This is a genomic window from Anaeroplasma bactoclasticum, from assembly GCF_003550015.1.
Lineage (GTDB): Bacteria > Bacillota_I > Bacilli_A > Acholeplasmatales > Anaeroplasmataceae > Anaeroplasma > Anaeroplasma bactoclasticum.
This window is the reverse complement of the sequence record NZ_QXEV01000039.1, coordinates 1-14,361: the sequence shown is the minus strand read 5'-3', so window position 1 is coordinate 14,361 and position 14,361 is coordinate 1. Positions and strand designations below refer to the sequence as shown.

Genomic DNA, 14,361 nt, shown 5'->3' with positions numbered 1-14,361 from the left:
TATTTACATCCAACAAATATGGTTTTTCTTCTTTTGTTATATTGTTTCTATTATCATATTTATAATTTGTTGCTGGTAGGTTTGTTCCTACACTACTTGATACTAAATTCTTATCATATTCTAAATCCTTCTTATTATATTTAGAGTTAAAGGAAGTTAAATTCGTATCATTATAGGTATAACTCTTTAATCCAGTATTTCTTATTACTGAAAGTCCACCAACTACAGCTTGAACTCCTTTAGCCTCAAAGTTCATAGATATATATGTATAGTTATAAGATGCGGTTAGTTCTAAGGAAACGAATTGGTATCCTTCCTTATAATTTAAATCAATAGCTCTATAGACTGATTTTGGTCCGATAGAAAATGAAACGTTTAATTTAGAATCATTTTCCCCTTCCACTAATACCTTTACATAAAATATAAACTGTATAGTATCTAAATAGGCACCTGATTCATGAATTAAGTAGCTTGCAGTATCATCGGTACCTACGATTTTATACTTATCGGTTATAAAATCATAATTCGTATCAGTTTCACTATAAGAAGTAACAGAAAGACCAGTTGAATGACTAAACCCACTTATATTTACAGGAAGCAAATTTGGTTTTGGATTTAATAACGGATAACGATTTTCTTCTTTAATTCTTTTTGTTATATAATCATAGCTTTTTTCATTTATATATCCTAAAGAATCTAAATAAAAGTTTGGTAATCCATTACAAAAATAATATTTAGATGTCTTACCAAAGATATCTGTTACAGTAGTTGTTGTATCACTATAGGATATTGAAGTAATATTTGTGGGATAATATGAATCATAAAAAGATATTACTTGATTATCATTATTAAGTGTATAAGTATAACTATAATTCATTATTTCATCTTTTACTACTAAAGAGTTCGTTGATTCAGTAATAGTATAGTATTCTATAGTGGTTTCTATATTATTATCTACTACTTTAGTTTCTACACCAGATAATTTATTATTTGTATAAGAAAGATATGTCTTATATTTTATGACATTATTTTTATAATAGATTAAATTTGTGATATAAGACCCATTATAAGAAAAGTATATTTCATCTCCACATACATTATCTATTTTCATTGGAATATTTGAAGATGATTGAACATTAATAGTCATACCATTCTTATAAAGAATTCTATATGGAAGGCTATAATTATGTTCTAAATATTCTATTTTATTTTCATATTTATCTTTTAAAATATAAAGATCTCTACCTGCATAGGAATAATACACATAAGATTCTGTTTCCGGATTGACATTATTATATCCATTATAATAATCGACAGTCCCATCAGGATTGTTTATATAAATATTAGAGCCATTTTTATATAGTGTAGGAAAATAGGTAAAATGAGCTCCACTAAATAATCCTCCGCTATTCCTTATTTGATAATTATAGATTAATGATGGTGTCATAACACCAACACCAATTGTCTTAAATAAAGGGATTATTAAAAGAATATTAGAAGCACTTGGGCATAGATTTACTTGAGCACTTATTCCGCCTATTTCATGAGAAATACTTTCTTGATAATTCCTTAAACCTTGATTTAGTGTCACTGCCATATTATTCATCTTCTTTCTACCGTATATTTATTTAATTATAACCTTAAATCAAAAGTAAGAAAAGATTCTGGATAGTATTTATCATTAAAAATCGAAAAAATCTCCACGAGGGAGATTATTTCATTAGCTTTTCATATATTAATCTTTTAGGTTCTACTGGTATATAAGAATATATTACATACCCACAATAAGTATAGCCTAAGCTTTTTAGCATAGTTTGCACAATTAGATTTTCTGGATGAGTATCTATTCTTATAGAAACTCTTCCTGTATTCTTAGTAAATACTTCTGCAAACCTCATTAATTCCGTAGCAACACCTTGGCTTCTTGCCTTATCACATACAGCAATTCTATGAATTGTTGTATAGTTATTGCCATTAGTAAGCCAATTACCGAGTGGTTGATCATATTCATTTTCATGTCCCATAAATGTTGCAACACCAGAAATTACACCATCTCTTACACATACATAGCAATGTCTTCTTTTTATATCTTCGATATAGGTTTCAATCTCAGGGTTACCGGATGGCCCATTCCACTGAATTAAGCCAGAAGCTTTTAAAAATCTTTTGGCATCATTTAAGCATATAGCAATAGAATCAATATCTTCCATTGTTGCAAGTCTTACCATGATAGCTTCTCCTTAATGAAGTTAATAAACTCACTATCACTCCAGCCATAATGGCTATAAACCTCATCTAATGAGCCAAAGGTAATTTCAATACCTGGTTTAAAGCCATGGAAGAAAATTTTATTTGTATAGCCATGCTCTTCTTTATATTCTAGTATTTTAGAATATAGAGTACCTGATGCTACATTTTGTTCAAATACCAATATTGGAAGATTTGTTGCAAGTGCATTTTCAAGTGCATCAGAATCAATTGGCTTTAAGCTTCTTGCGTTAATCACTGTTAAATCAAAATTATTTTCTTCTACTAAATGATTTAATCTTTCAACATCAGGTCCATAAGAAATAATAATACCCTTTTTACCAATTCTTAATGTAGGCCATGATAAATCACAAATTTGATTATAATCTAATTCTTGTTTTTGAAGCTTACATCTAGGATATCTTATAGCAAATGGATGTTTTTGTGTAAAAGCATAATTGAATAAGCCTATTGCTTCTTCTGCATCCTTAGGCATAGTTACAATAATATTTGGCATAGAAAGTAGCATAGATACATCATAAATACCTTGGTGAGTAATACCATCCTCACCAACAATACCCGCTCTATCTAAGCCTAAAATTACTTTTAAATCTTGTCTTGCAATATCATTTAATATTTCATCATATGCTCTTTGAGCAAATGTAGAATACATAAGTAATACAACATCTGTTTTAGCAATAGCCATACCTGCAGCCATTACTGCTGCATGTTCTTCTGCAATACCAACATCATAAAAATCCTTTGGATATTTATCATTGAATTCATCTAGCTTAGCTCCAGCCTTTGTTGCAGGAGTGATAACCTTAAATTCCTTTGTTTTTCTTTTTTCTACTAAATAATTGGCAACTAGCTTAGAATAGCTAATTTTATCATCGCAAGAAACTAAAGGCTTGCCTGTTTTAATATCAAATGGTTCAACACCATGGAAATTACCTGTAGTATCTGCCTCACTTGGAGCATAGCCCTTACCCTTTTTGGTAAGTACATGTAAAAGAATTGGCTCCTTTTGAATTTTAATTCTTTTTAATGCTTTAATTAATGGAACAATATCATTTCCATCATAAGGTCCATAATAATCAAATCCTAAATCCTCAAATACATTATCCTTTTGGATTAATGCTTTAAAGGATCTTTTTATTTTATGACAGGCTACATGTAGCCAGTTAGGGAAAATTTTCGTTAAAACTCTTTTTAGTCCTACATGGAATTTAGAGCCTCTTAATCTTGTTAGTGCTCTTGTTAGAGCACCTACAGATTTAGTAATTCCCATTTTGTTATCATTTAAAATTACAACTGGGTTAATTCCTTTAATCTGACCTAAGAAAGTTAAGCCTTCCATCGCAACGCCATTCATAATAGATGAATCTCCTATTACAGAGATACATCTTTTTTTCGATGCAAGCATAATGCCGCTCATGGCACTAATTGATGTGGAAGAATGACCAGATTCCCAAATATCATATTCGGATTCTTCTCTATTTATATATCCACTTAATCCACCAAATTGTCTTAATTGCTTAAATTCTTTAGCTCTACCTGTAAGAATTTTATGAGTGTAGCATTGATGTCCTACATCAAATAAGACATCAACTTCTTTTGGGTCAAACACATAGTATAGTGCAATCGTAAGCTCAACAACACCTAAATTAGAGGAAAGGTGACCACCAGTTTTAGAAATGTTTTCAATTAAAAATGCTCTAATTTCTTCTGCTAGTACCTTTAGTTCTTTTACATTTAGGCTTTTTACAAATGATGGATCCTTTATGTTTTCTAAATCAAACATATTATCACCAATGCTTTCAGTTTTAAAATTATACCAAAGAAAAAGAAAACAATCAATCCTATTATAGTTCTATGTTTTCTTCAAAATCCTTTTTTGTTAATGTAAATAATAAATCATCATAAATGGTTCCATCTTCTTTTCTAGTTCCCATTTTGATCATTCCATCATAATGGAAGCCTAATCTTTTCGCAAGATTAATGCTTCTTTCGTTTAAATTTGCAATTCTTAAGGAAATAAGCTTTCTTTCAAGACGAGTAAATATATCATATATGATTTCCTTTAATGCTTCATACATATATCCATTTCCTTCATATTTTTGATTTAATACATAGGTTAAGGATACTGATTTCATATTATATCTTAAATAGTCCTTTTCAACACCAACAATACCTATCATTTCATTTGTATCTTTTAATAGAATTACAAAAGACAAGGAATACTCTACCATTTTCCATACAATAGCCTCATTAATAGGACCAGTAATATTATATTGATTTGCGTAATCCGTATTTAATATAGCTAAAACATAAGGTGTATCTTCTTTTTTTAGCCTACGGATAATAAGTCTTTTTGTTTCTAACATACTATCACCCAATCCCTTGGTCATTTGGATTTATTTTACACTATTTAGCCCTAAATTAAAAGAGTGGATAGTTAAACTATCCAGCTCTTAGTCATTGAAATTCAATTTTCAGTTATAATTTTCGGTTTATTTTAGTTTTTATGCTAAAGCTAATTATTCTTCCATCCATGATGGATCAGATGGATTCTTTTGGAATTTTAATACCTTCTTTATATCTGCCTCAGATATATATTTTTCATCTGCAGCAACCTGTACTAGAGTTTCAAAATTAGATAGGGAATGGTTTTCACAGTTTGCGGCATTAAGTCTATCTAAGCCCTTCTGCAGACCATAAGTAAAGATAGATACAATGCCAAGCACATTAGCACCTGCTTCTCTTAATACCTCTACTACCTCTAGTGATGAGCCAGCTGTAGAAATTAAATCCTCTACTACAACTACCTTCTTTCCTTCTGGTACGATACCTTCTATTTGGTTTCCTCTACCATGATCCTTAGCGCCACCTCTAACATAGCCCATAGGTAAACCTAAGATTTCAGATACGATTGCAGCATGTGCAATACCTGCAGTAGATGTACCTTCAATTACCTCTACATCTGGGTAATAATGCTTAATTGTTTCTGCTAAACCCTTTTCTACAACTCTTCTTACATCAGGGTAAGATAAGGATAGACGGTTATCACAATAAATTGGGGACTTAATACCTGATGCCCATGTGAATGGGTCATTTGGCTTTAAAAATACTGCCTTAATCTTTAATAAATTCTTTGCAACATCAATTGCTAATTTCTTCTCATCCATTTTAACAAAACTCCTTAACACATCTCTTATAGGCTGCAAGAGGATCCTCTGCAGCAGTAATACTTCTACCTACAACAATATATGTAGAACCTAGCTCCTTAGCATATGAAGGAGTAGCAACTCTCTTTTGATCATTTACAGAATCATCAGCAAAACGAATACCTGGTGTTACAGAAATTAATCCTAATTCCTTAATGATAGGTGCTTCAAGTGCACTACATACAACACCCTGTAAACCAGCCTTTTTCGCATTTAATGCATAAGTTTTTACTACATCAGCTAAGTTTTCTTTAATTAATAGCTCATCCTCTAGGGCTTCTTGGGAAATGCTTGTAAGCATTGTAACAGCAATTAATTCTGTTTTCTTTCCAGCCTCAGTTGCATCTAGACCACGTCTTGCAGCTTCCATCATCTTAATTCCACCTGCAGCATGAACATTTGTAATTTCAACACCTAATTCTCCTAGGTTTCTCATTGCCTTTTCTACTGTATTTGGAATATCATGAAGCTTTAAATCTAAGAATATTTTAAAGCCCATCTGATGAAGCTTTTTAACAAGCTCTGGTCCTTCCTTATAGAAAATCTCCATACCAATCTTTAAATATGGGTTTTCACCCTTAAATGGTTCTAAAAACTTGAATAATTCTTCTTGGTTTTTAAAATCACAAGCTATAATTACGTCTCTCATATTACTTTGCCTTTCCTATAATCTCTTCTAAATTTGTAATGTTATATTCCTCCATTACTTGAGGTAATTGTTCAATGATTTTTTTACAAGCGTATGGGTCAACTAAATTTTGAGCACCAACCATTACTAAGGATGCTCCTGCATACATCATTTCTAATACATCATATGCATTAGAAACACCACCCATTCCAATGACTGGAATAGATATCGCATGGGATACCTCATAAACCATTCTTAATGCGACTGGGAATATACCAGGTCCACTATATCCACCCTTTTTTACAGAAATGATTGGCTGGCCTGTTTTTAAATTAATTCTCATACCAACCATAGTATTGATTAAGCTTACCGCATCTGCCCCTGCAGCCTCAACAGCCTGTGCCATAGCTACTATATTCGTTACATTTGGAGAAAGCTTAACAATAAGTGGCTTTTTGGATACTCTTTTTACTTGGGAAACTAGGTTAAATGCTGTATCTGGGTCTACACCAAAGGCCATACCTCCACCAGATACATTTGGGCATGAGATATTTAGCTCAATCGCAAATACCTTATCACAATCATTAAATTTCTTTACTGTTTCTACATATTCCATTATGGAATGTCCACCAACATTGGCGATAACCTTATCACTATATACCTTAGATAATTTCACTAATTCTTCACTAATAACCTTATCTACACCAGGATTTTGAAGTCCAATGGAATTGATTAAGCCTGAAGGGCATTCTGCAATTCTAGGTAAGGGATTACCATATCTTGGGTTCAAGGTTGTACCCTTACAAGAAATGGAGCCTAAAATATTGATATCATATAGATCTGCAAATTCATATCCAAAGCCAAAGCAGCCAGATGCAGGAACGATTGGATTTTTAAATTCCTTACCTAAAAAGTTTACCTTAAGGTTCATTAAAACTCCACCTCGCTTCCTATAAATACTGGGCCTTCCTTGCATACTCTTTTTGGACCATTGGTTGTCTTTATGGAACATCCCATACATGCGCCAAAGCCACAGCCCATTCTTGCTTCCATAGATACTACACCATCCTTAAAGCTTTTCGCAACAGCCTCAAGCATTCTATATGGACCACAAGAATAGTAATAATCAAAGCTTATATTATTTTTATTTATGCAATCTACAACATTTCCATGGTATCCAACTGAACCATCATCTGTACATAATGTAACATTACATAATTCATTTAATACATCAAGTAATACTAAATCGTCTTTACTTCTTGCGCCATAAACTAAATCTGGTTTAATTCCCATTTCGTTAAACCTTTTCGCAAGTCCAATAAGTGGTGCAATACCAATTCCACCACCAATAAGTAGTGGCTTCTTATCGTTATATAATGTAAATCCATTACCAAGTCCAATAAGACAATCTAGCATATCACCTACCTTGAATTCTGACATATCCTTAGTACCATGTCCTAATATCTTAAATAAGATATCCACATGAGATTCATCAAAATCACAAACAGAGATAGGTCTTCTTAAATAATGTCCTGGAAGTAATATATTTATAAATTCACCAGGATTTTTTATCTCACTTACATCGCCTTCAAGTCGCATTAGGTATAAATCCTTACCCACCTTGACATTACCAGCAATCTTAAGCATGACATTTTTCATAGGATTAATCCTCCTTATCGATTACTGAAACTCCCATTGTTATTTCTTCTAATACATCAAGTAATACTCTTACTGTGTCTAAGCATGTAAATACTGCAACATTATTATCAATTGCGGCACGACGGATAATCTTTCCATCCTCGTTTGTATTTACACCCTCTGTAGCTGTATTAATTACATAAGTAACATAGCCCTTCTTGATAGAATCCAAGATTTCTTCAGATCCTTGAGATAGCTTTTTTCTTACTCTTGTTCTAATATCGTGCTGTTTTAAGAATCTTGCAGTACCACTTGTAGCTTCAATATTAAATCCTAGATTATAGAATCTCTTAATAAGTGGTAATGCTGCTTCCTTATCAGAATCGGATACAGTAGCTAAGATTGTACCGTAGTTTGCAACTCTTGTACCAGAAGCCTTTAAAGACTTATATAATGCTCGATTTAAGGAATAATCATATCCAATTGCTTCACCTGTAGATTTCATTTCAGGTGATAATACTACATCAAGTCCTGCAAGCTTAGTGAAGGAGAATGTTGGAGTTTTTACATACCATCTCTTACGATTTGGTGCTAAACCAACATATCCTAAATCCTTAAGCTTAGCCCCAAGCATTACCTTAGTTGCGATATTCGCAATAGGTACACCTGTAGATTTTGCAAGGAATGGAACAGTACGGCTTGATCTTGGGTTAACCTCAATAATAGAAACCATATTGTTTTTATCTACAATGAACTGAATATTGTATAAACCTACCATATTTAGCTTTCTACCAATACGGCATGTATAATCAACGATAGTTTTCTTTACCTCATCATTTAAAGAATATGGAGGATAAACACTCATAGAGTCACCAGAATGTACACCAGTACGCTCAATATGCTCCATGATACCAGGGATGAAGACATCCTCTCCATCACATACCGCATCAACTTCACATTCCTGTCCAGATACATATTTATCTACTAAGATAGGGTGCTCATTATCAAAGGCTACAGCCTCTTCTACCTTACTTCTTAATACCTTTTCATCATATACAATATGCATCATTCTTCCACCAAGTACAAAGGATGGACGAACAAGTACAGGATATCCTATTTCATTTGCTGCATTAACTGCTTCTTCAACAGAGAATACACCATAGCCCTTTGGCATTGGAATATTGATTTCTTGCATAGCATTTTCAAATAATTCTCTATCTTCTGCAGTATCAATTGCTTTTGCACTTGAACCAAAGATTTTAACTCCTGCCTCATCTAGCTTATCTGCTAGGTTAATTGCTGTTTGTCCACCTAAGGCAACAATTACTCCTTCTGGCTTTTCAAAATCAATAACATTCATAACATCTTCAAATGTCAATGGTTCAAAATATAATTTATCAGAAACTGTATAATCGGTAGATACTGTTTCTGGGTTATTGTTAATGATAATTGCTTCATAGCCTGCTTCTTGAATACCCCAAATAGCATGAACTGTTGTGTAATCGAATTCTACACCCTGTCCAATACGAATTGGACCAGATCCTAATACAACAATCTTTTTCTTATTGCTTCTAATAGATTCATTTTCATGCTCATATGTGGAATAGAAATATGGAATATAGCTTGAGAATTCAGATGCACATGTATCAATCATCTTATATACTGGGTAAATATTATTCTCCTTACGGAACTGATATACCTTCTTGTAATTGGATTTCCATGCTTTAGCAAGCCATGAATCAGCGAATCCATATTTCTTTGCCATTTTCATTGTATCTAAATCAAATGGCTTAGAAGTAATTTCATTTTCTAAGGATACAATATGAGAATACTTTTCAAGGAAGTATCTATCAATTTTAGTTACAAAATAGATATCATCTATTGTTGCACCCTTACGGAAGGCTTCACCAATTGCATAAATTCTTTCATCTGTATGATTAGAAATGAATTCTAATAGCTGCTCTAAGGATAATTGCTTTAAGGATTGAAGCTCAATATGGTCTACCTTATTTTCCAAAGAACGAATTGCCTTAAGTAAGGATTCTTCAATATTTCTACCAATACTCATTACCTCACCAGTTGCCTTCATCTGAGTAGATAGGCTTCTATTGGCAGTTGCAAATTTATCAAATGGGAATCTTGGAATCTTTGTAACTACATAGTCAAGTGTAGGCTCAAAGGATGCAAGTGTATTTGCAATTTTGATTTCATCTAGTCTTAAGCCACAAGCAATTTTAGCAGATACTCTTGCGATTGGGTAACCAGATGCCTTAGATGCTAAGGCAGAGGAACGAGATACTCTTGGGTTTACCTCAATTACATAATACTGGAAGGAATATGGGTCTAGGGAAAACTGTACATTACATCCACCTTCAATACCAAGTGTACGAATAATCTTTAAGGAAGCATTTCTTAGCATTTGATATTCCTTATTTGTTAATGTTTGAGATGGTGCAACTACTATAGAATCTCCTGTATGAATACCAACAGGGTCTACATTTTCCATATTACATACTACTATTGCAGTATCATTTTTATCTCTTAATACTTCATATTCAATTTCTTTAAATCCCTTAATGGATTTTTCTACTAATACCTGAGTAACAGGGGATAATTTAAGTGCATTCTTTGCAAGTGGAATTAATTCCTCTTCATTATCTGCAAATCCACCACCTGTACCACCTAGGGTAAATGCTGGTCTTAAAATGATTGGGTAACCAATACGGTTCGCTGCATCAATTACTTCATCTAGGTTTGTTGCAGTAATAGATTCCAAAATTGGCTCACCAATTTCTTCACATAGCTCTTTAAAAAGCTCACGGTCCTCAGCTCTTTCAATAGCTCTTGCAGATGTGCCAAGTAATTCAACCTGACATTCATCTAAAATACCCTTTCTTGCAAGCTGCATACCTAAGTTTAAGCCTGTTTGACCACCGATAGAGCATATAAGTCCATCTGGACGTTCATAACGAATAATTTTGGCAACATTTTCAAGATCAAGTGGTTCCATATAAACCTTATCTGCAATCTTTGTATCTGTCATAATTGTTGCAGGGTTAGAGTTTACAAGTACTACCTCATAGCCTTCTTCCTTTAAAGCTAGGCAAGCCTGTGTTCCTGCATAATCAAATTCTGCTCCCTGACCAATGACAATAGGTCCTGAACCAATGACCATTACCTTTTTAATATCTGTTCTTCTTGGCATTAGAAGCACCTCCCTTCTTCATAAGGTCCATGAAGCGATTGAAAATATATTCACTATCCTCAGGACCTGCTGCAGATTCTGGGTGATACTGTACAGCAATTACACCATTTATATCATCCATCATACCTTCAGCCTCATTATCAAGTAAATTGATATGAGTAAGTCTTAATCCCGTTCCTTCTAAGGATTTAATATCAATTGCGAAGGAATGGTTTTGAGAGGTAATCTCTACCTTATCTGTATCTAAATTCTTAACCGGATGGTTTCCACCACGGTGACCAAATTTCATCTTATAAGTCTTTGCACCATAAGCAAGACCAATCATTTGATGACCAAGACAAATACCTAAAATAGGTACAACACCTTTCATCTCTTTTACTAAATTGATAACTGGTGTTACATTTTCTGGGTCACCAGGACCATTGGATAAGAATAGTCCATCTGGCTTATATCTTAATATTTCTTCTTTGGTAGTGTTATATGGAACAACTACAACATTACAACCAGCCTGATTAAGCTTTCTAATAATATTTAGCTTTACACCACAATCGACACATACAACAGTGTACTGAGGATTTGGAGTTCTAGAATACCATACCTTCTTTGTAGAAACAGTAGGTACCTGATTCTTTGGATATTGATATTCATGAATCATCTTCATACATTCCTCATATGGCTTATCAATATCACAAATTAAAGCCTTCATAGAACCATTATCTCTGATAAGTCTTACAATTTCTCTTGTATCCACACCAGAAATACCAACAGCTCCAGCCTCTTCCATAACTTCTCCTAATGTTCTTGTGAAACGGAAATTGGATGGGATATCATTATATTCATGTACAATAAAGCCTGACATAAATACATTTTTAGATTCATAATCTTCATCTGTTAAACCATAATTTCCAATTAATGGATAGGTCATACATACCATCTGTCCACAGTAGGATGGGTCAGATAAGATTTCTTGGTAACCAACTACAGATGTATTAAATACAATTTCTGCAAGCTTTTCCTTGTTGGCACCAAAGCCTTCGCCTTCAAAAACCATTCCGTTTTCTAAAACTAGCTTCTTGTTGTTCACAATAATCACTCCTTAGCTTTTATAAACTACTTTTCCATTTACTAATGTATATTTAGGGAAACCATAATATGTGTTTCCAATGAATGGGCTATTCTTACCCTTAGATACGATTTCCTCTTTTGTATATGTATGAGGATTTTCTATATCTAGAATTGCAATATCTGCAGGATATCCTTCTTTTAAATCTCTTTTTGGTAAACGGAACACTGAAATTGGATTATAGACCATTAGGTCTAAAAAACGACTTAGGGTTATTATACCACTTTTAACAAACTCTGTATATATAATTGGTACCATGGTTTCCAAACCAAGAATACCATTAGGACACTTATTATATTCTCTATTCTTTTCCTCTTCTGTATGAGGTGCATGGTCTGAGGCAATCATTTGTGCTGTACCATCGATTAAGGCCTCAATTGTAGCCTTTCTATTTTCTTCACTCCTTAGTGGAGGATTCATCTTAAAGTTACCATTTTTTATCATCTCTTCATTTAAAACTAAATGATGAGGTGTAATCTCACAGGTAATATTTGTATATCCTTCACTTCTTGCCTTTCTTATAGCCTCAAAGGATTCTTTCGTAGACATATGACAAAAATGATATCTACAGCCTATTTTTTTTGCAAGCTCAATTTCTCTTCTTACTGCAACATATTCCCCCTGTGGTAAATACCCATCAACAGTATCTTCTGCATGAGATGCAATAATAAGATCATATTTTTTAGCAAGCCTCATAACATCTTCCAAAAGGCTTGTGTTATTTACGCCCTTTCCATCATCGCTAATTGCATATACCAAATCATGAATTTCTTCAATCTTTGCACGCTCTATTGCATTTTCTCCAACGGATACAGCTCCATATGGATAGCAATTGACTATTGCATCACGCTTAATAATATCCATTTCAACTAATAGATTTTCATAACAATCTGGACAAGGGTTTAAATTAGGCATTGGCATAACAGTTGTTACACCACCCTTAGCCGCAGCCATTGTGCCTGTTTTAATTGTTTCTTTTTCTGTAAAGCCAGGCTCTCTAAAATGAACATGAACATCTACTGCACCAGGCATAACTAAACAGCCCTTCGCATCAATAATCTCACAATCGCGTTCGATATTATCACGAATTTCAATAATATTTTCTCCGCTAATTAAAATATCCTTTTTTACTAATTTGTCATCAACTACAATACTACCATTCTTAATTAAAATCATAAGTTACCATCCAATGCATCTGAGATGACTGCCATACGGATATAAACTCCGTTTGTCATCTGTTTATAAATTCTAGACTTTTCGCATTCTGCAACCTCATCGGCAATCTCAACCCCTCTATTGATTGGTGCTGGATGCATGATGATTGCATTATCCTTCATAGCCTTCATGCGCTCAACGGTCATACCATATTTCTCATGGTATTCTTCCTTACTCATCCCCATTTTTTCTTGATGACGCTCAAATTGAATCCTTAGTAGCATTATGACATCCATTGTCTTTACTGCTTCATCTACAGAAATCCAAGGAGCACTATGATCATTGAATTCCTCAGGTCCTGAAATATATACATCCATACCTAATCTTTGCATGACCTCAATATTTGAGTGGGCAACTCTTGAATGTGAAATATCACCCAATATACAGCATTTAAGACCTTCAAACTTTCCAAATTCCTCATGGATTGTCATTAAATCCAATAAAGATTGCGTTGGATGATTTGCTTTTCCATCGCCACCATTAAATATAGGAATACGAATTGTCTCAAGGTCTTTATAATAATCATCCTTAGAATGACGAATAATAACTCCATCAACTCCAAGTGCTTCAAATGTACGAACTGTGTCATATAGGGATTCTCCCTTATTGACAGAGGATTCCTTTGTGTCGAAATCAACAACAGATATACCTAAATTCATTAATGCTACTTGGAAGGAATAATGAGTTCTTGTGGAGTTTTCAAAAAACATAGTCACAATCTTCTTGTCCGGATATTGGATTCTAAATCCCTTCTTTAGCTTTTCCGCATAACGGATAAGCTCTTGAATTTTTTCTGTTGATAAATCTTTTAATGTTAGTAAACCTCTCATGATTTCACCTCAAAAAAAATAGTTGCCTAATCCAAAAAGACTAGACAACTAGTAATCAACATAAAGTAATCCCTTATTATATTTACAGTATCTTGTTAGCCTCTCTGGACTATCTTAAAGCTTATTGACATTATAATATCACAACATCTCCATACATTCAAGCATAAACCTATAAAGATTATTTATGGAAGCGTTTGTTATTTCAATAATTCTTCAAGTGTATCAAGTAGGCTATCCATTCTTCTAAC

At 33.3% G+C, this 14,361-nt stretch carries 12 protein-coding genes; all 12 read right to left on the bottom strand.

Going from position 1 to position 14,361, the window contains the following annotated elements:
- The coding region (locus tag EI71_RS09325; protein ID WP_211321102.1) for a hypothetical protein at nucleotides 1–1,606 on the bottom strand (1,606 nt) is incomplete at its 3' end.
- Nucleotides 1,607–1,712: 106 nt separating this feature from the next.
- Nucleotides 1,713–2,228, bottom strand: a complete 516-nt coding sequence (locus EI71_RS09320) for a GNAT family N-acetyltransferase (protein WP_119016967.1) — start codon at nucleotides 2,226–2,228, stop codon at nucleotides 1,713–1,715.
- A complete protein-coding gene (gene dxs / locus EI71_RS09315; protein WP_119016966.1) occupies nucleotides 2,222–4,051 on the bottom strand; it encodes a 1-deoxy-D-xylulose-5-phosphate synthase in 1,830 nt (609 codons plus the stop codon). The genes EI71_RS09320 and dxs overlap by 7 nt, the downstream gene beginning before the upstream one ends.
- 61 nt (nucleotides 4,052–4,112) lie before the next feature.
- A complete protein-coding gene (locus EI71_RS09310; protein ID WP_162849937.1) occupies nucleotides 4,113–4,634 on the bottom strand; it encodes a GNAT family N-acetyltransferase in 522 nt (173 codons plus the stop codon).
- 153 nt (nucleotides 4,635–4,787) lie between these two features.
- On the bottom strand, nucleotides 4,788–5,435 hold the full coding sequence (gene pyrE / locus EI71_RS09305; RefSeq protein ID WP_162849936.1) for an orotate phosphoribosyltransferase: 648 nt from the start codon (nucleotides 5,433–5,435) through the stop codon (nucleotides 4,788–4,790).
- Between the two features lies 1 nt (nucleotide 5,436).
- Complete coding sequence (gene pyrF / locus EI71_RS09300; RefSeq protein ID WP_119016964.1) at nucleotides 5,437–6,123, bottom strand: orotidine-5'-phosphate decarboxylase; 687 nt, start codon at nucleotides 6,121–6,123, stop codon at nucleotides 5,437–5,439.
- A 1-nt stretch (nucleotide 6,124) separates the two neighbouring features.
- Entirely contained in the window at nucleotides 6,125–7,033 is a 909-nt protein-coding gene (locus EI71_RS09295; RefSeq protein ID WP_211321101.1) for a dihydroorotate dehydrogenase, read from the bottom strand.
- Entirely contained in the window at nucleotides 7,033–7,761 is a 729-nt protein-coding gene (locus EI71_RS09290; protein WP_119016963.1) for a dihydroorotate dehydrogenase electron transfer subunit, read from the bottom strand. Before EI71_RS09290 ends, EI71_RS09295 begins: the two co-directional genes overlap by 1 nt.
- Before the next feature lie 4 nt (nucleotides 7,762–7,765).
- Nucleotides 7,766–10,945, bottom strand: a complete 3,180-nt coding sequence (carB, locus tag EI71_RS09285; protein ID WP_119016962.1) for a carbamoyl-phosphate synthase large subunit — start codon at nucleotides 10,943–10,945, stop codon at nucleotides 7,766–7,768.
- Nucleotides 10,923–12,029 (bottom strand): glutamine-hydrolyzing carbamoyl-phosphate synthase small subunit, encoded by a 1,107-nt coding sequence (gene carA / locus EI71_RS09280; protein ID WP_211321100.1) that lies wholly within the window; start codon nucleotides 12,027–12,029, stop codon nucleotides 10,923–10,925. The genes carB and carA overlap by 23 nt, the downstream gene beginning before the upstream one ends.
- A gap of 12 nt (nucleotides 12,030–12,041) precedes the next feature.
- Nucleotides 12,042–13,244 (bottom strand): dihydroorotase, encoded by a 1,203-nt coding sequence (locus EI71_RS09275; RefSeq protein WP_119016961.1) that lies wholly within the window; start codon nucleotides 13,242–13,244, stop codon nucleotides 12,042–12,044.
- Nucleotides 13,241–14,113 (bottom strand): aspartate carbamoyltransferase catalytic subunit, encoded by an 873-nt coding sequence (locus EI71_RS09270; protein WP_162849934.1) that lies wholly within the window; start codon nucleotides 14,111–14,113, stop codon nucleotides 13,241–13,243. Before EI71_RS09270 ends, EI71_RS09275 begins: the two co-directional genes overlap by 4 nt.
- Nucleotides 14,114–14,361: the final 248 nt, after the last annotated feature.